We start from the raw sequence: 19,244 nt of genomic DNA, 5'->3' as shown, positions 1-19,244 counted from the left end.
ACGGGTCAGGAGTGATCCTGATACCGCGCCTCGGCCCGACCCACCACGCTCTCCTACTGGGTCGCCGGGCCGAACGGACTCACCGAGGCTCCCGACGCCCGAGCCCTCACCGGCCTGCTGGGGAAGCTCCTCGTCCACGGCTGAGCGGCCCGGAGTCGGTGCCGACTGTCCGCCAGGGTGGTCGGCACCCACTCATGGACTTTGGTCACTTGACGGGCCGCAGCGTCCCACGGGAGGCGGTTTCCGGTGTGACCACGCGCTTCCACGAGTGAGAATGAAGAGGTACCCCGTCCCTCTGGTGTTGTTGGAGCCCCCGTGGTCGATCAGACGAAGCTGCTCAAGGACCTCCAGAAGCAGGTGAGTCTCTTTGAGGACGATCTACGGGAACGAGGCCAGGACCCAACCGCGATCAAGGGTGTAGGGCCATCGGGTGAGCCGGAGAGCTTCAACGCCTACCTCAAGCGGGAGTACCAGAAGGCTCGAGACGCTGAGCGGACCGCCATCGCCGAGGGTGAGTGGCGGGAAGACCAGATCACCCAGGCTGCGGTGGCGTGGGTGCTGTCCACGGTCTTCGTGCGCTTCTGCGAGGACAACGGCCTCCTCGAACAGCCCTTCATCGCAGGCCCAAAGGACGAGCGCGACCGGTATGGCGTCGCCCAGGAATTGAAGGAAGCCTGGGTCCTTCGCGGACGGAGCGAGAACCCCGACGCGCCGGAGCGGACCGACCGGGATTGGTTGGAGCACGCCTTCGAGCAGATGAGCGTGTCGTCTGTCATGGCCGGGTTGTTCGACAAGAAGCACAACCCCATGTGGACGATCACTCCGTCTCACCAGGCAGCCAAGCAGCTCATCGAGTTTTGGCGCCAGGTGGGGGAGGACGGCCACCTCGTCCACGACTTTACGGATTCCGAGTGGAACACCCGGTTCCTCGGTGACCTGTACCAGGAGCTGTCTGAGGCGACGCGGAAGAAGTACGCGCTGCTCCAGACTCCTGAGTTCGTTGAGGAGTTCATCCTCGACTACACCTTGGAACCCGCTATCAAGGAGTTTGGCCTTGATGGGAACAGGATCTACCAGGAGGAGAGCGCCGGGTTCCGACTCATCGACCCGACCTGCGGATCAGGCCACTTCCTTCTGGGTGCCTTTCATCGACTGCTGAACAAGTGGCGCGAAGCTGAGCCTGGGGCCTCCGATTGGGACCTGATCAACCGTAGCCTGCGTAGCGTCCACGGAGCCGACAAGAATCCCTACGCGGTAGCCATCGCCCGATTCCGCCTGCTCATCGCCGCGATGAAGGAGGGTGGAGTCGCTGTCCTGAACGCGAGCAACCCTGAGTGGCCGATCGTTGTTGCGGCTGGCGACTCTCTGTTGCATGGGAGGGGTGCCCCTGGTGTTCAGAGGACTCTCTTTGACGAGGTGCATTATTACGCCACGGAGGACGTGGGGGAATACGAGCGGGAGTATGACCTCCTGGGGATGGCGAGCTACCACGCGGTTGTGGGGAACCCTCCGTACATTACGGTGAAGGATAAGCAGGAGAACCAGAACTACCGGGAATGCTACTCGACTTGTTCTGGGACATATGCTCTATCGGTTCCTTTTGCTGAGCGCTTCTTCGGGTTGGCGCGGCGAGCTGGTGGCGACAAGGTGGGTGCTGGATTTGTTGGTCAAATCACAGCCAACTCCTTCATGAAACGTGAGTTCGGTAAGAAGCTGATTGAGCAATTTTTCCGAAATGAAGTTCGCTTGACACATGTCATCGATACTTCTGGCGCTTATATCCCTGGTCATGGCACGCCGACTGTGATCCTGCTAGGCCGTAACGTGCTACCTTCGCCTTCTGGGTATGTGCGTGCTGCTCTGGGGATTCGAGGGGAGCCTGAGCAGCTCGAGATTCCTGCTGAGGGTTTGGTGTGGTCGGCAGTTGTTGAGCAAATGGGTAAAGCTGGGGCCTCGGAATCTGAATGGGTAAGTGTCGGAGATTTCCCGTGGGATGATTTTAAGGAGCATCCGTGGAGCCTGGCTGGTGGTGGTGCTGGGGACCTAATGGAATCCATGGAGGAAGCCCCCGGGCTCCTGGCGGATTGCCTTGATGTCATCGGTCGGACCACTCATACAGGGCTGGATGAGGCATTCTACAGTCTGGCTTCAGGGTTGAACACCAGAAGGCTTGGTGGCTCTAGCGTCCCTGTCGTCTTGGGAGACGGTGTCCGCGATTATCTGGTATCGCACTCGATCGGGGCGATGTTTCCATATGATGAAAATGGGTTGCCTCGTAAGCTTTCCTCTTTGGAGGAGAGGTTCTACTGGCGAAACCGCGAGGTTCTGCGCAAGCGGGTCGATTTCGGGAAGACGCCTGAGAGTCGAGGGCTGCGCTGGTTTGATCACAGCATGTTCTTTCCGAAAAGGTACAGGACTTCTCTCTCCATTCCGTTTGCGTTTGTGGCGACGCATAATCACTTCGTGTTGGATCGGGGTGGAAAAGTCTTCAATCGTTCGGCTCCGGTGATCAAGCTGCCGGAGGGGGCCACGGAGGATCGGCACCTGGAACTGCTAGGAATGCTGAACTCATCGTCGGCATGCTTTTGGCTCAAGCAGGTGAGTCAGGGCAAGGGGAACAGGGGTGGTGAAAGGTCAACCGGGCGTTGGGAGTGGGAGGAATACTTCGAGTTCACTGGAACTAAAATAAAGGAATTTCCGTTGCCTCGTGAGCTTCCTCTCGCGCGGTCGAGGGAGATCGACTCTCTTGCTCGGAAGCTCTCCTCTCTGGAGCCTGCCGCTCTTATCAAGTTCAACGCTCCCACCGCTGACCTTCTAAAGGACTCCCACGCGGAGTGCACTGCCAATCGCCAGCGGATGATCGCGCTCCAGGAAGAACTCGACTGGGATGTCTACCACCGCTACGGCCTCGTCACCGACGCCCAGTTCGCGGAGTTGACCATTCCCGAGACCTCTGTGATCCCGCCCATCAAGCTGGGGGAGCGGGCTTTCGAGATTGTGCTTGCTCGCAGGATGGCTGATGACCCTGCTTTTGGAGCATGGTTCGACCGCCACCGGTCCATTCCTATCACCGAGATCCCCGAGCACTGGCCCGACGCCTACAAGAAGATCGTCGCCAAGCGCATCGAACTCATCGAGTCCGACAAGAACATCAACCTCCTCGAACGTCCCGAGTACAAGCGCCGCTGGGAATCCGAGCCCTGGGAGAAGAAGGAGAAGGCTGCCCTCAAGTCCTGGCTCCTCGACAAGTGCGAGGACCGTCGTCTGTGGTTCACCACCGACAACTACGGCGACGAGCGCGCCCGCCCCCTCTCCGTCCGAGTCCTCGCCAACCGCGTCCGCGACCTCTTCCCCGAGGCCGCCGACGTCGCCGCGCTCTACGACTCCGGCAAGGACTTCGCCGACGTCATCGCCGAGATCGTCAAGACCGAACACGTGCCCTACCTCGCCGCACTCCGCTACAAGGACTCCGGCCTGCGCAAGCGCGCCGACTGGGAGCACGTGTGGGGCCTGCAGCGCGAGGAGGACCGGCTCAACGCCGACCTCGCCGAGGGCGAGAAGGAACACCGCCTCGACATCCCCGTCCCGCCCAAGTACACCTCAGCCGACTTCCGTAAGGCCGAGTACTGGTCCAACCGGGGCAGGCTCGACGTGCCCAAGGAGCGCTTCGTCTCCTACGTCGGTGCCGAGACCGACGCCGACCCCACCCTCCTCCTCGGCTGGGCGGGCTGGGACCACGCCCAGCAGGCCGACGCCCTGGGCACCCTCGCCCACGAACGCCTCGAGGAACTCGGCTGGGGCAAGGACGACGACACCCGCGACCAGGTGGTGCCGCTCCTGGCAGGGCTCCGTGAGCTGTTGCCCTGGGTCGCCCAGTGGCACACCGACACCGACGAATACGGCGAAACCCCCGCCGACCACCTCAAGACCGACCTCACCGAGCTGCGCGACGCCACCGGCATCACCGACTCGCAGATGACCGAATGGCGCCCGTCCGCGCCCAGGCGGGGCCGAGCCAAGAAGGCGTAGGCCCTCACCCCGCACCCCTTTCCCGGGCCGGAGCCGCGCTTCGGCCCGGGACGCACCCGCCTTCGCACACCGCAACCTGTCAACCCGCACCGACCATCAGCCGTCCCACCCGTTACCCCTACCAGTCACCGACCGCACACCCCCACCGCCAGGTACTCCAGCCACCCGCGCACGACCCGTCTCCCGGCTTGCAAGCCACTGCTCAGCGAGCTTCCGATGTCACTGTGCGGGCATAGGCTGGAACTCCTGGCACACCACCTGGAACCGTGTCCCGGCCACCGGGGCGCCCGCTCCGGCGCATCCGCCCCCACCACGGCTGCGCACGGTCTCCAGCCGCACCGAAGGCAGAAAGGCGCACCCAGGCGATGACGACTCCTTCCCCCGCTCCGGGCGGCGAGAGCCGAGTGATCAGTGACCTGATCGACATCCCACAGTCGGTCCAGGACGGTGATCTGGTCGTCAAGCTCACCGAGAGCACCTCCACCCGCCAGGCCCAGGCCATCGACCAGTACGTGGTCACCCCCCAGCTCGCCGAATGCTTCGACCAGGCCCTGGAGACCATCCGCACCTCGGTCGCCGACAACAAGTCCCAGGCCGCCTACCTGCACGGATCCTTCGGCGCCGGTAAGAGCCACTTCCTCGCCGTGCTCTCCGCGGTCCTGGACCACCACCCCGCCGCCCGCGACAAGCGGGGCCTGGGCGACATCCTCGTCAAGCACGACACCTGGCTCGCGGACAAGAAGTTCATCGAGGTCAAGGCGCACATGGTCGAACAGACCGTGTCCATCGAGGCCAACATCCTCGGCGGCTACGTGCGCCAGGTCCGCGAACAGTTCCCGAACGCGCCCGTCCCCGCCGTCTACCGCGCCGACGGACTCCTCGACGACGCCCGCGCCCAGCGCGCCTCCCTCGGCGACGAGGCGTTCATCGCGCAGCTCCCCGTCCGCGGCTCCGGCACCGGCAGCGACGACCCCGACGTGTGGGGCACCTTCGCGGGCCCCTCGGCGTGGACCGCCCAGACCCTCGACCAGGCGTTCGCCGTCCACCCCGACACCGAGGACCCCGCCGAGCGCACCCTGCGCGAAGAACTCGTCAGCGCCCTGCTCGGCGGACCCTTCAAGCGCTACGCCGACGCCGTCGGCGACGCCAGCAACGCCTACGTCAGCATCGACGAGGGCCTGTCCGCGATCAGCCGCCACGCCAAGCGGTACCTGGGCGTGGACGGCGTCATCCTGCTCCTGGACGAGCTGATCCTGCGCTTCACCGCCTTCATCGGCGACGAGGGCCGCATCAGCAGCGAGGTGCAGAAGATCTCCAAGCTCGTGGAGTCCTCCCACAGCGACCGGCCCGCGCCCATCATCAGCTTCGTGCCCCGCCAGCGCGACCTGCGCGACCTGGTCGGCCTCGGCGGCGGCACCGAGGGCATCTCCCAGACCATCAGCTACTGGGACGGCCGCTTCGGCCACGTCAAGCTCGCCGACGCCAACCTCACCGAGGTGGTCCGCCACCGCCTCATCCGGCCGCTCGGCGACCAGGCCGCCGCCGAGATCGACGCCGCCTTCGAACGCATGCGCAACAGCCGCGCCGAGGTGCGCGACACCCTCCTCGACAGCCAGGGCGGCGCCGACACCAGCACCTGGGACGACTTCCGGGCCCTCTACCCGTTCAGCCCCGCCCTGCTGCACGTCATGGTGGACATGTCCTACGCCCTGCAGCGGCAGCGCAGCGCCATCAAGCTCCTCCTCCACCTGCTGGTCAACCACCGCGACACCCTGCCCGTCGGGCAGATGGTGCCGCTCGGGTCGGTCTTCGACGTGCTCATCGAGGGCGAGGACAAGCCCTTCAAGGACCACCTCAGCGGCGAGTACGCCAAGATCAGCACCTTCTACCGCAACAGGGTCCGCCCCTGGCTGCTGGAGCGCAACCAGACCACCGAGGCCGCGGTCGCCGCCCTGGACGTGCGCTCGCCGTTCCGCCGCGAGGACCTGCTCGTCAAGACCCTGCTGCTGAGCGCCCTCACCCCCAACGTGCCCGCGCTCAAGGACCTCACCGTCGACCGGGCGATGGCCCTCAACCAGGGCATCGTCAAGGCCCGCCGCCCCCGCCAGGACGTCGCCGCGGCCACCAAGTTCTTCCAGGACATGGCCGCCCAGTTCGGTGAGGTGCGCGTCGGCGCCCAGACCGACAACCCCACCGTGTCCCTCAACCTGCTGCGCGTGGACACCGAGTCCCTCATGCGCAGCGCCTACCAGGCCGCCAACGACCACGCCCTGCGCCGCCTCTTCCACAAGCTGCTGTGGGAGCAGTTCGGCCTGGAGCCCGGAGCCGAACGCGCCGAGGCCGTCTGGCGCGGCACCCGGCGCGTCGTCGAGCTGGTCTTCGGTAACGTGCGCTCCACAGACGACCTCGGGCGCGAGGCGTTCACGCCGCTCGCCGAGAACGCCGTCAGGGTGGTCGTCGACTACCCCTTCGACGACAGCCACCACGACCCCTCCCACGACCGCCGCCGCATCCAGGACCTGCGAGAGGAGTTCGGCGGGCCCGTACCCGCCGTGGGATGGCTGCCCACCTTCCTGTCCCCGGGCAGGCTGGAGGACGCCCGCAGGGTGCTCATGATGGACTACCTCCTCGAACCCGACGTCATCGAGGAGAAGGCGCCCGACTGGAGCAGCGACGACCGCCGCGAGGCCCGCGCCCAGCTCGACAACCAGCGCAGCCAGCTCGTCACGCAGCTCACCGCCCTGCTGCGCGGCGCCTACGGCCTGGCCGAGGTCGACCCCGACAGCACCGACTACGGGGCCCGCGCCGAACCGCACATCGAACCGCTGCCCGACGGGCTCACCATCGCCCTGGAGGCCGGCAGCCAGTTCCCCGCCGCGCTGGAGCGGGTCACCCACAAGCTCCTGGACAGCCTCTACCCCGAGCACCCCGACCTGTCCAGCGGCAAGGGCAGGACGCCGCTGCGCCGCACCGACCTGTCCGCCGTGCTCAAGGCCGTGGAGGAGGCCAAGGCCGACCGGCTCAACCGGTACGAGCCGCCCAAGACCGACCTGGCCGTGCTCAAGCGCGTCGCCGAGCCGCTGCGCATCGCCACCGTCAGCGAGGTGTTCGTGCTGCGCGATGAGTGGCGCCAGGAGATCGACCGCTTCCTCAAGGTCAACCGGCCCACCAGCACCGACGTGCGCGTCGACGAGATCAAGGCGTGGATCCGCGCCCGCGAGGACGGCCAGGGGCTGCCCGAGGACATCGTCGACCTGCTCGTCATGGTCTACGCGGTCCAGAGCGACCGGGCCTGGATCCGGGCGGGCAAGCGCTACACCGGAGCCGAGATCGGGCGCCTGTCCGGCGACATGGTGCTGCGTCGCCAGGAACTGCCCGCCGAGGAGGACTTCCAGCGCGCCAACGAGCGCGCCCAGCGCATCTTCGGACTGCCCGCCCAACCCCTGCTCAGCGCCCGCTCCGTGCAGCGCCTGGCCGAACAGCTCAAGGAGCAGGCCCACCGGCTGCGCTCGGGCAACGAACACCTGCTGCGCGAACTCACCAGGCACGCCCGGGTCCTGGGCCTCGACGAACAGGCCCCGCGCCTGGTCACCGCGCGCGCCACCGACGAACTCCTGGGCCGCCTCGGCGGCCTGGCCGACGACACCGCGCTCGTCAACGCGCTCGCCCACGCCGAGCTGCCCGAGGACGGCGGCGTGTACCGCATCGGCATGGCGGGCGCGGGCAACCTCGCCCAGGCCCTGTCCGCCGCCAAGTGGGAACTACTCGGCTCCCTGGACACCCTGATCCAGGAGGGCGGGGACAAGTCCGGCGAGGCCGCGCGCATCCTCGACCAGCTCCAGGAGGCCGCCCGCCGCAACGAGAGCAGCCAGAAGCTCGCCACCGCCATCAGCGCCGCCGACAGCGCCGTGACCGCGCTGCTCGTCCGCAAGGCACCGGCCAGGCCCGCACCCGCCCCACCGCAGCCCGCCCGGCCCGAGGCCACCGGGGCCTCGCCCGGCCCCGGCGTCACCCTCGCCGACGAGCCGACCCTGCCCGTGCCCGCCGAACAGCCGTGGATCACCGTCACCCCCGGCGCCGACGTCGACTCCGTCGTCGCCGAACTGCGCGCCCGGCTCGACATCCCCGAGGGCAAGAGCATCCAGATCACCATCCGGGAGGCCGAGTGAGCACCACCGCCCCCCACAGCACCGGCCGCACCCGCCCCGCCGCCGCGCTCGGCCGGGTCAACGCCGAAGCCGTCGCCAACGCCCTCGAACGCGCCCTGGACGCCGAACGGCGGCGCGTGGACAAGGGCCACCCGTCCTCGCGGGCCCGGGCCCTGGCCCTGTCCGCCGACCCGCACTGGGACGGCCCCGACACCCTGCCGCTGAGCATCGACACCAGCGACGGCACCACCCGGGAGGTCACCGTGCGCGTGGCCGCCGCCGACAGCGTCCTGGCCGTCGTGCACGCGCTCAGCGGTCTCGGCGACGACATCGACCACCTCGTGGTGCTCACCCCCCTCGAAGCGTCCGACCTCGGCGAGACCCTCCTCGGCAGCTTCCTGGGCGAGGAGGTCATGCGCCTCAACAACTGGGAGCTGCTGCGCTCCGAACTCAAGGTCACCCGCGTCGACCCCCGGCTGTACTCGGGCACCTGGAGCTGGCTCGCCGACACCCTGCGCAGCATCCGCGCCACCCACCAGCTCAAACTCGGCACCGGTGTGCTCAAGCTCGAACAAGCCCTGTCCATCGCCGTGTCCGCGCGCTTCGGCCGCGACCCCGGCGAGCAGGTCGACAGCGCGGCGCTGCTGGAGTGGACCCGCAACCCCGCCTCGGTCGCCGCCTTCACCCACCTGCCCGACGCCGAGAGCGAACACCTGCGCTCGGCGCTGGAGACCGAACTCGGCGCGGTTCCGCGCGTGCTGTTCACACTCCTGGACCGCGGCCACGCCCTCGACGCCATCCCCGTCGGCCTGGTGCTCGCCGAACTCGCCGACGCCGCGGACCCAGGCACCGGCGGAGCGGGGGCCCAGGCCACGCCCGCCGCCCAGCACGCCCTCATCCGGGCCCAGGAGCGCTACTTCGGCGCCAACCAGCCCGCGCCGGAGCACCTGAAGGAGTTCGCCGGCGCCTGCACCGCCGCCCTGCTGCGCATGCTCGACGGCACCGAGGACGACCACACTGACGAGACCGTCCGCCGCACCGAGGAACTCCTCTTCCAACTCGACGCCGCTCCCGTGGCACAGGCCAGCCGGCTCCTCGACGCGGGACTGCACACCCGCCTGGCCGACCTGGGCCGCCAGATCACCCTCGCCCTGGGCGAGGACACCGCCGACGGCCTGCCCCAGCCGCAGGACGTGCGCGAGGCCGAGACGGCGCTGGTGCGCCTGCGCGACCACCGCCGCCACGGCGCACGCGCCAAGCAGGAACAGGGGCGGGCCGCCACCGACGCGGTGCGGCTCCTGCGCCGCCTCGCCCTGGCCACCGCCGACGCACCCCTGGGCGCCGACACCCCGACCACCGCGCGCGGCTGGCTCCAGGCACACGTGCACCACACCGGGTGGGTCGACCGCGCCGCTTCGGCCATCTGGCACCACCGCAGCGACGTCCCCGCCTTCGCTCAGGCCCTGGACGTGCTCTACCGCAGGACCCGCTGGTGGCGGGCCGAGGTCGACGCCGCGTTCGCCGCCGCCCTCAACCGGTGGAACAGCGGGCACGTCCCCTCCGACACCCTGCTGCGCGCAGAGAACCTCCAACAGCAGATCGCCCTCCCCCTGGCCGGGAAGGCAGAGGACCCGGCGCCGCTCATCGTCGTCCTGGACGGCATGAGCGTCGAGGTCGCCGTGCAGATCGCCGAGGACGTCAACGCCGGCGGACGCCTCACCGAGATCGTCCGTGCCCCGGGCCGAGGCAGGCCGGGCGGGCGCGAGGGCGCGCTCGCCACCGTCCCCTCCACCACCAACTGCTCCCGGGCCGCCCTCCTCACCGGCAGGCTCGTCGCGGGCAAGCAGGACCGGGAACGGGCGGGGTTCGTCGCGCTGTGGGGCAGCTCCGAGTTCGGCGGCCGCCGGGCCGTACTCCACCACCAGCGCGACCTGGAGGTCGGCGCGGGCTTCCACCTGCCCGCCGCCGTCCAGCAGGACATCGACACCGCCGACAAGGTCGTGGGCGTGGTGCTCAACACCATCGACGACGCGCTCTCGCGCGGCAGGGAGATCGACGCCGCCACCTGGCAGGTCCGGCAGGTCGGCAAGCTCGGATCGCTGCTGGACGCCGCCGCCCGCGCCGGACGCCCCGTCGTGCTCACCTCCGACCACGGCCACGTGTGGGACCGCGGCGACGCCGTCAAGACCCAGCCGGGCGAGTCCGCCCGCTACCGCACCGGCGAACCCGGCGACGGCGAGGTCCTCGCCGCCGGCGACCGGGTGCTGGAGGGCGGTGACACCCTCGTCGTGCCCTACCGGGAGGACATCCGCTACACCGACCGCAAGGAGGGCTACCACGGCGGGTTCTCCGCCGCCGAGATGGTCATCCCCGTGCTGGTGTTCGTGCCCGTCCTCGACTCCGGACGGCTCGGCGGAGGCCGGTCCGAGGACCAGGTCCCCGACGGCTGGCAGCGGCTCGACGCACCCGACCGCGAACCGGTCTGGTGGACCCAGGCGCTGGAAGGGACGAAGGAGACCTCACCGGACTCCGAGCCCGCGCGGGGCCGGTCGCCGCGCCCCGGCGCGCCGGGCGAGGCCAAGCCCGCCCCGCGCGCCCGCAGGAAGCAGGCCGTGCCCGAGCAGACCCCCGCCCTGTTCGGGGAGGACGCGGTGGCCCCGCGCGGCCTGGGCGCCAGGACCGTCGCCTCACCCGTCTTCGCCGCGAGCCAGGCCCGCGTGCCCAAGGCGCCCGCCCCCGAACACGTCGCCGCGCTCATCGACGCCCTCGAAGCCGCGGGTGGCACCCACCCGCGGCTGCCCGTCAGCGCCGCCTCCCGGGCCTCGGGCGGACCCGAGAGCCACCCGCGGGCCGTGCGCCACCTCAAGATGGTGGGCAAGATCCTCAACGTCGAGGCCTACCCCGTCCTCACCCTCACCGACGGCGACCGCAGCGTCGAACTCAACACCGCGCTGCTCCGGCAGCAGTTCCCCGAGGAGGGCTGAGCGTGAACCCTGTCAGTACGGCCCGCCGCGCAGAGGTCGTCGGCGCACTGCGCCGGGGCACCGTCCCGCACAGCGGCCTCGACCTGTTCGCCGTCGGCCTCGAACGGTTCGAGAACGCCCTGGACAAGGAGCTGGGCAACGCCGCCTCGGGCGGCGCCGACTTCAAGGCCGTGCGCGGCGAGTACGGCTCGGGCAAGACCTTCTTCGTCCGTTGGCTCGCAGAACGCGCCAAACGCGCCAACTTCGCGGTCACCGAGATCCAGATCTCCGAGACCGAGACCCCGCTGCACCGGCTCGAGACCGTCTACCGGCGCCTCACCGAACGGCTCTCCACCGCCACCCAGCCGCCCAGCGCCCTGCGCGAGATCGTCGACAACTGGTTCTACTCGCTGGAGGGCGATGTCGTCGCCGACGGCAAGGTCGACGACAGCGACGAGGAGGCGCTCAACGAGGCCGTCGGCGCGCTGCTGGAACGCCGCCTTGCCGAGGTCGCCAGCGCCAACCCCTCCTTCGCCGCCGCGCTGCGCGGCTACCACCGGGCCCAGGCCGAGGGCGAACACGCCGTCGCCGAGGCCCTCATCGCCTGGCTCGGAGGCCAGCCGAACGTGGCCGCGGCGGCCAAGCGCTACGCCGGGATCAAGGGCGACCTCGACCACTTCGGTGCCCTCGCCGCGCTCAAGGGGCTGCTCGTGCTGCTGCGCGACTGCGGCCACCCCGGGCTCCTGGTCGTCCTCGACGAACTGGAGACCCTCCAACGGGCGCGCACCGACACCCGGGAGAAGGGCCTCAACGCCCTGCGCCAGCTCCTCGACGAGATCGCCAACCGGCAGTTCCCGGGGCTGTACCTGGTCATCACCGGCACCCCCGCCTTCTTCGACGGGCCGCAGGGCGTGCAGCGCCTGGCCCCCCTCGCCCAGCGGCTGCACACCGACTTCCTGGCCGACCCGCGCCACGACAACCTGTACGCCGCCCAGATCCGCCTCGGCGGATTCGACGCCGACAAGCTCCACGAGCTGGGGCTGAAGGTCCGGGAGCTGTACGCCGACGGCGCGGACGACCCCCAGCGGGTGCGCGAGCGAGTCGACGACGGCTACCTGGTCGGCTTCGCCGAGGCGGTGGCGGGCGAACTCGGCGGCAGGGTCGGCATCGCGCCCCGCCTGTACCTGCGCAAACTCGTCGACGTGATGGATCGCGTCGACCAGAACCCCGACTTCGATCCCCGGCAGCACTACAGTCTCACCGTCACCGGCCAGGAACTCACCGAGGTCGAGCGGTCCGTCCACGTGCAAAGAGCCGCGAGCGCCGACGAGGTGGAACTGGACCTGTGAGCCCCACCCCCGCCGCGGGCCCCGGGCCCAGCAGCCTGGACCTGCTCCACCCCACCCTGGCCCACCACGTGGTCAACACCCTGGGCTGGCCGGGGCTGCGTCCCCTGCAGCGGGAGGCGCTGGCCCCGCTCATCGACGGGGACGACGCGATCCTGCTCGCCCCCACAGCCGGCGGCAAGACCGAGGCCGCGCTGTTTCCCCTGCTGACCACGATGGCGGGTCGGGCGGGGGAGGGGTTGTCACTGCTGTACGTGTGCCCCATCAAGGCGCTGCTCAACAACCTGCTGCCCCGGGCCCAGGCCTACGCCGGGTGGATGGGACGCACCGCCGAACTCTGGCACGGTGACGTGTCCTCGGCCGGGCGTCAGCGCATCCTGCGCAACCGGCCCGACATCCTGCTCACCACCCCCGAGTCCCTCGAATCGATGCTGGTGAGCACCAAGGTCGACCACCGGGCGTTCTTCAAGAACCTGCACGGCATCGTGGTGGACGAGGTGCACGCCTTCGCCGGGGACGACCGCGGCTGGCACCTGCTCGCCGTCCTGGAACGCCTCGGCAGGGTGGCCGGGCGGCCGATCCAGCGGGTGGGGCTGTCCGCGACCGTCGGCAACCCCGACGAACTGCTGACCTGGTTGCAGGGATCGCAGGCGGGTAAACGTCCGGGCCGGGTGATCGCCCCCGGGGTACGACTGCCCCAGGCCGGGCACATCCCCGAGGATCCCCCGCCCGGGGAGGTCGAACTCGACTACGTGGGCTCGCTGCGCAACGCCGCCAAGGTCATCGCCTCCCTGCACCAGGGCGAGAAACGTCTGGTGTTCTGCGATTCGCGCAAGTACGTGGAGGAACTCGGCCACGCCCTGCGCGAGTTCGGGGTGACCACCTTCCTGTCCCACGCCTCCCTGGCCCTGGACGAGCGTCGCCGTGCCGAAGCCGCCTTCGCCGAGGCCCGCGACTGTGTCATCGTCGCCACCTCCACCCTGGAACTGGGCATCGACGTGGGTGACCTGGACCGGGTCATCCAGATCAACGCACCGGGAACGGTCGCCTCCTTCCTGCAGCGCATCGGCCGCACCGGGCGCAGGCAGGGCAGCGCCCGCAACTGCCTGTTCCTCGCCGTGGACAAGGCCGGGCTGTTGGACGCCGCCGCGCTCCTGCACCTGTGGGGCCAGCACTGGGTGGAACCGGTGACCCCCACCCCCGAACCCCGGCACATCGTCGCCCAGCAGTTGCTGGCCCTGTGCCTGCAGGAACCCGAGGTGGGGGAGCGGCTGTGGCCCGAGTGGTGGGGCGACCTGGAACCCTTCCACCAGGGCGTACCCATCGCCGCCCACCTGATTCGTGAAGGGTTCATCGACCTCGACGGCGGCCTGATGATGATCGGCCCCGAGGCCGAGAAGCGCTTCGGCCACCGCCATTTCATGGAGCTCACCAGCGTCTTCACCGCGCCGCCCCAGTTCACCGCCCTGCACGGCCGCACCGAGATCGGCCGGGTCGACCCGTCGCTGCTGGCCGCCGACGAGAAGGAAGCCGGGCCGCGCCGCCTGCTCCTCGCCGGGCGCACCTGGGCGGCCACCTGGGTGGACTGGCGCCGCCAGCGCTGCCAGGTCGAACCGGTCGAAGGCGGGGGCGGCAAGGCCAAGTGGGACTCGGGCGGCCACCTGGGCTCCTTCTTCGCCCTCACTCGCGCCGTCCGCCAGGTGCTCCTGGGTACGGACCCGAAGGTCAGGCTCACCCAGCGGGCGGTGAAGGCTCTGGCCGAGGCCCGCGAGGACCACCTGGACCTGGTCCACCCCGGCGGCACGGTCATCGTCCGCGCCACCAACGGCGACCTGCGCTGGTGGACCTGGGCGGGCGCCCGAGCCAACCTCACCCTGGCCGCCACCCTCGGCCGCGCCGCCGACCCCAAACAACAGCCCACCGACGCCTGCCTGCGGCTCAACGCCGAACTGGACCCGCACACCTGGGCCGCCGCCAAACAGGCGGCCCAGGAACGCGTCACCCTCCCCGAGGTCTCCACCCGCGCCCTGGACGGACTGAAGTTCAACGCGGCCCTCCCCAAACACCTCGCCGAACGCACCCTGTCCGCGAGGCTGGCCGACATCGAGGGCGCGAGAGCTCTTCTGAAGGAACCCACTCGTTTCGTTCAGCTTTAGTCTGGAAGAAACCCACCCCCACTCCGAGGGTCCCATGACGCTCGCCATTTTCACCAAAGACAGCCATGAGCAGCCTGTCCTCTCCCACCCTCCCGGCGAAGGCTTTCCAGGCGGCACGATCTGTCGCTCTCCGCCGTTCTGCTCAATGTGGTGGCGGCGTACCTGAGGAAACCAGCCACCCATGCTGAGGCGTAGATCAAGCGAAAGACCTGGAGGGAAATGGTCGCGCAGGAGACCGCGCTGGTGAACAACTCCGCGGTGTTCAACAACCCGGTCGAGTTCCTCAAGATGGTGCAGCTTGGCCACCTGCACGGGAACCTCTTCGTATACCAGTTCGGTACGGAGGGTCTGGAGCCGGAGAAGAAGAGCTGGCAGTACCAGAAGTACCTGGCGGACACCTTCCACCCGGCGTCCAGGGAGGCCTACGAGCGTTTTCGCGGGGTCTTCAGGAACACACGGTGGGGGGTTCTGGTCGGTGAGCCAGGAAGCGGCCGGGAGACCGCGGCGATCGCTCTGCACACCTCGTGCGGTCTCCAGGTCCACCAGGTCCAGTTCGGTCAGGACAACGACAACCCGGACGAGACGCCGCACAGCCGACTGGGCAGGACCAAACCGATCCCGGGCGCGGGCTACATCGTCGACCTCTCCACGATGAGCAGCGTGGATGCGCAGGTGGTCAACGCCGTCAGAGCGCTGTGGCAGAAGTTGGAGGGGGTCGATTCCGCGCTGATCGTCATCACCCGGCCGGGAACCTACGACACCGCCTTCTCCGAAGCACCGGTCTTCGAGGTCGACCGGCCCCTCGCCATCGATGTGCTCGCCAAGCATCTGGCGTACTTCCCCAGTGCCAAGGGTGTCGAGGCGCTGCCGCGCTGGCCGGAGATCAAGACGCTCATGGCCGAAGCGTCCCCCACGGACGCGGTCCGTATGGCCAACATCGGGTTCAGGACCTTCACCGCACGCGACAGGCAGGGGAGTTTCGACGCCTGGGTCCACGAGGCCATCGGGATCTACAGCGACTGGAAAGCTGAACTCGACCGGTGGTTCGAGGAGCACAGGGGCGGGCCCGAGGCAGCATGGAACCGCATCGTTCTCATTTCCGTGGCCGCACTGGAAGGGCTGGGCAGCGAGGAGGTCCTCAAAGCCGCGGACACACTGGCCCCGATGCTGCGGGTCGAGAAGGGTGACGCGGGCGGTCTCACTGGTCTCGGGGTGGAACCGACGTTCAGGCTCGTCGGAGCCGAACGCGGGGAGGACGACCGGGTGCGGTTCACCAAACCCGAGTACTCGGCCGCGGTCCTCGACTACGTGTGGTCCCAACTCCCGCGGATCCACCCGGAGCTGCTGGCCTGGACCGACGCCATCGCTGCGGAGCGCCCCGAGGAGTGCCTCGAAGCCGTGCGTGACGCGTGGATCGGTCTGGCCCTGCGCAGGAACGACCCCGGGTTGACGATCCGGCTGCTCGACGAGTGGATGAAGGGGAGAGCCCCCAGGAAGGCCGTCGCCGGGCTTGCCGCGGAGGTCGCTTCCTGGCCTGACTTCGGCAGCAAAATGCGTCGAAGACTCTATGAGTGGGCGAGGAACCCGAAGACGGACGAGCATGCCGCCGTGGTGGCCACAGCCTGTGCCACCTACAGCCGGGACGACGTCGTCTCCGCGCTTTTCCGACTCAAATGGCTGGCCCAGGCGGAGTCCGGGAAGGCTCGGGAGGCCGCACTCGGCGCTTTGTCGGAGATTGCGGAGGACACAGAGGGTTTGTTCGCAGTCGTCCGGGCGATCGTGGATGAATGGAGCCATTCGGGCGTCCCGGTCGAACGGCGGGAGATCGCCCGCCGGTTCGTCACCGATCGCCTGGCCCGTGCCGAGGACGGGGTTCCCGAATTCCTGCTGATGATCGAATCCGCATCGGGCGACCCCCGGAACAGAATGACACGTCATGTCGCTGACCTGTGGCGATCGCTTCTCGACCAGGAGGACGACGAGGCCTTACAGGTAGCGATCGGGCCGTGGGTGACCTGTGTTCTGGAATCAGAGGCCAAGCTCGAACCGGTCATGCGGATCTTCGTGGCGGCGGTCGCTGGCACGAAGCAGACGCCCGGAGGCACTGAGGCAAGTGGACGTACCGTCGTCTTGGGGCGGACGATCATCGAGTGGTGCGACCGCAACGGGATCGACCGGGGAGCCAGATCCGTGTATGGGATCCTGACACGCCTCTTCACCGCTCACGAGCCCTTCCGCGACGGAGACAGGTGACAGCTCAGGTAGGTCTGCCTGACGCTCGAGGGTGGCCCAGGCACTCGGGCGTCAGGACTTGAATTCCTCTGGCTTGCTCTCACTCCTCGGTTCTACCTTGATGGATGAAGCTACCGGCCACGGGCACCCTGCTCTGAAGTGCGGTGCTCGGTTCAGCGAAGCACGGTGGGGTCAGCCCACACGGCGACCCCACGGGCAGGGCCGACGCGTTCGGCCTCCAACTTCAGATACTGGGCCCCTTCCACGTCGATGGTGATCTCCTCGGTTTCGCCGCGTGACAGCGTGTGGCTGAGGACGTCCCCTGAGTCCACATACATCAGGAAAGTGATCTGGGCACCCTCTGGGGAGTCGCTGCTCAGGCCGATCAGCGCCGTGAAAGTGGTCCAGTCCTTACCCAGGTTGTACTCCATCGAACACTGGACGCATTCCTTCAGGTAGACGGTCTGGGCATAGGTCTCGCCGGCGACCTGCATGGTCCCGGAGTCCTGCCGGTGGCCGGACGTCGTCGTCTCAAGCTTCAACAGTGATTCCTCTTCGGGGGCGGAATCAGGTGAGGAGGTCGGCGAAGCTGAACCGCCGTCGGAGCTAGCCTCCTCTGAGCGCTGGTCGGGCTCTTCCGCGTCCTCGTCCTCTGGGGCCTCCTCACCCTCTGCAGAATCCGAGGGCTCCTGGGTGGGAATACCTGCGATGATCGTCTCTGAATCGGTCCCGTCGGCTCGGCTCTCCTTGGTTTGAAGTGCCCAGTGTTGGGCTGCGCCACCGGCGACGGCAGCGAGGATGAGCAGAATCGATACCAGTAGCACGATGGAAGCCCAGGACCAGCTGACCTGCCTCTGCGGCCAAGGGGTGGACGACTCCATCTTGACGGAAGAAAAGATCGCTTTAGTCAAGAAGGTGGCCAATGCGCACCAAGCGATGAATAGGGCGACCGGAGTTGCGGTGACCCAGGAGAAGAACTCCCAGGAAGAGGCTTCAGTGGCGCCTCCACCGATCCACAGCAACCATGCGATCAGTCCCAAAGTGGCCAGTAGCCAGAGCAGCCCAGTCGCTATCAGGTAGAACGCATGTCTCATGCCGGAAATTATGGTCGATCGGAGACCTGAGGTGCCAGTGGATTGGGGGATTGATCGCCTGCTTCTTGATAATTGTAGCTTTCGATTCTCATGGTGCTTGTGGTGGATTAAGGCACTGTTTGTCCTTTTTGATCCTGTGTCTTCTGTGAGCAATTCCGGGACTCGACGTGCGCCCGCGAAGCTGGTTTGGCACGGCCTCCGACGCAACAGAACCTCCGGGACGCGGCGCAGGTGCGGTGTTCCCTGGTTCCCCAAGTGCCCCAGGTACAAGGGCTTCTGTGTGCGAGTGGCGAGCATGTAGTGCATGGAACGCAGGCCGGGATGGAACGGGTACTGTCCCCGGTACAGTTGGCGCTGCGCGGGCCGGAACCGGCACCCGATGACCCCCGTCTCGTACGGCTGCTGACCGGCCACCGCGCCCCGGTGCGTGCGGTGACCTGGTCTCCCGACGGCGAGCGCCTGGCCACGGTCGGCGCCTACGACGCCTCCGTGCGGATCTGATATCGCGACGGTTGGCGGGAGGAACACCGGATCGACATCGAGGGTGCCGCGCTGGACGACGGCCAGTGGACTCCCGACGGCCGCTGGCTCGCGGTCCTGGGTAAGAGCAACCGGTTCCCCGACAACGGTGGGTACGGCCCGGATGACATCCACGATGGGGAATCCCGCGTCGAGTACGTGAGCATGGTTCTGGTGTTCGACACCGGCACCTGGCATGAGGTCGCCGCGACCCCCACCGCACCACGGTTCTGGATCGGGGACGATCCGGTCTTCACCTGGTCGCCTGACTCCCGTATCGATCGCCGTCGGGGAGAACAGCAGCGTGCGCCTGTGGGAGTTCGGGGCAACGGAGGAACAGCCTCAGGTCAACACCCTGCCCGGCTTGGGAATCAGCTCCCTGCCCGGGGCGAAAAGGGTCGAGGAAATTCACTGGCGTCCTGAAGGAGTCCTGGAAGCCCGGGCCTGGACAGAGCGACCGGCCTCTGAAGAACACAGGCCTTCGGTATTCGCACACGTGGGCGTGACCTGGCCGGATCCGCTTTCCGCCCCCGATCACCGGACACGGGGTGAGGACGTCGAGTCAGGGCACGGGTACCAGGAGCCGCGTACCAAAGCCGTGGGCTGGTCACCCGACGGGAGCAGGTGGGCTGTGCCGCGCTCACACCACCGGGGGTGGCCGGACTTCGTCCTGTGGGACACCCGCGGGACGGAGGAACCCACGGAGGTCGGCCGCATCGACGTCGCCCCGGAGGAGACGGAGGCGTTGGCCTGGTCG

The 19,244-nt window shown here is 68.3% G+C and carries 8 protein-coding genes; 7 read left to right on the top strand and 1 reads right to left on the bottom strand.

Features of this window, described 5'->3' with window-relative positions; all coding sequences use genetic code 11:
- Positions 1-315 precede the first annotated feature (315 nt).
- From pglX to D457_RS0129130, 6 genes are all read left to right on the top strand, one after another.
- Entirely contained in the window at positions 316-4,029 is a 3,714-nt protein-coding gene (gene pglX, locus D457_RS33705) for a BREX-2 system adenine-specific DNA-methyltransferase PglX (protein ID WP_039832019.1), read from the top strand.
- 365 nt (positions 4,030-4,394) lie between these two features.
- Entirely contained in the window at positions 4,395-8,198 is a 3,804-nt protein-coding gene (locus tag D457_RS0129150; protein WP_026117148.1) for a DUF6079 family protein, read from the top strand.
- Positions 8,195-11,161 (top strand): BREX-2 system phosphatase PglZ, encoded by a 2,967-nt coding sequence (pglZ, locus tag D457_RS0129145; protein ID WP_017584198.1) that lies wholly within the window; start codon positions 8,195-8,197, stop codon positions 11,159-11,161. Before D457_RS0129150 ends, pglZ begins: the two co-directional genes overlap by 4 nt.
- A 2-nt stretch (positions 11,162-11,163) precedes the next feature.
- Positions 11,164-12,489 (top strand): BREX system ATP-binding protein BrxD, encoded by a 1,326-nt coding sequence (gene brxD / locus D457_RS0129140; protein ID WP_017584197.1) that lies wholly within the window; start codon positions 11,164-11,166, stop codon positions 12,487-12,489.
- Complete coding sequence (locus D457_RS0129135) at positions 12,486-14,642, top strand: DEAD/DEAH box helicase (RefSeq protein WP_017584196.1); 2,157 nt, start codon at positions 12,486-12,488, stop codon at positions 14,640-14,642. Before brxD ends, D457_RS0129135 begins: the two co-directional genes overlap by 4 nt.
- A gap of 219 nt (positions 14,643-14,861) precedes the next feature.
- Positions 14,862-16,895, top strand: a complete 2,034-nt coding sequence (locus D457_RS0129130; protein WP_017584195.1) for a hypothetical protein — start codon at positions 14,862-14,864, stop codon at positions 16,893-16,895.
- 152 nt (positions 16,896-17,047) lie between these two features.
- Here D457_RS0129130 and D457_RS0129125 read toward each other — a convergent pair whose 3' ends face one another.
- Entirely contained in the window at positions 17,048-17,968 is a 921-nt protein-coding gene (locus D457_RS0129125; protein WP_017584194.1) for an NPCBM/NEW2 domain-containing protein, read from the bottom strand.
- A gap of 321 nt (positions 17,969-18,289) precedes the next feature.
- Here D457_RS0129125 and D457_RS0129120 point away from each other — a divergent pair, with 321 nt between their 5' ends.
- Positions 18,290-18,469 carry a WD40 repeat domain-containing protein gene (locus tag D457_RS0129120; protein ID WP_017584193.1) on the top strand — a complete coding sequence of 60 codons (180 nt, stop codon included), beginning with the start codon at positions 18,290-18,292 and terminating at the stop codon, positions 18,467-18,469.
- Positions 18,470-19,244 lie beyond the last annotated feature (775 nt).

Origin of the sequence: Nocardiopsis valliformis DSM 45023, from assembly GCF_000340985.1 — a bacterium.
GTDB lineage: Bacteria > Actinomycetota > Actinomycetes > Streptosporangiales > Streptosporangiaceae > Nocardiopsis > Nocardiopsis exhalans.
The sequence above is the reverse complement of the archived record's forward strand: the minus strand, read 5'-3'. Positions and strand labels throughout refer to the sequence as shown.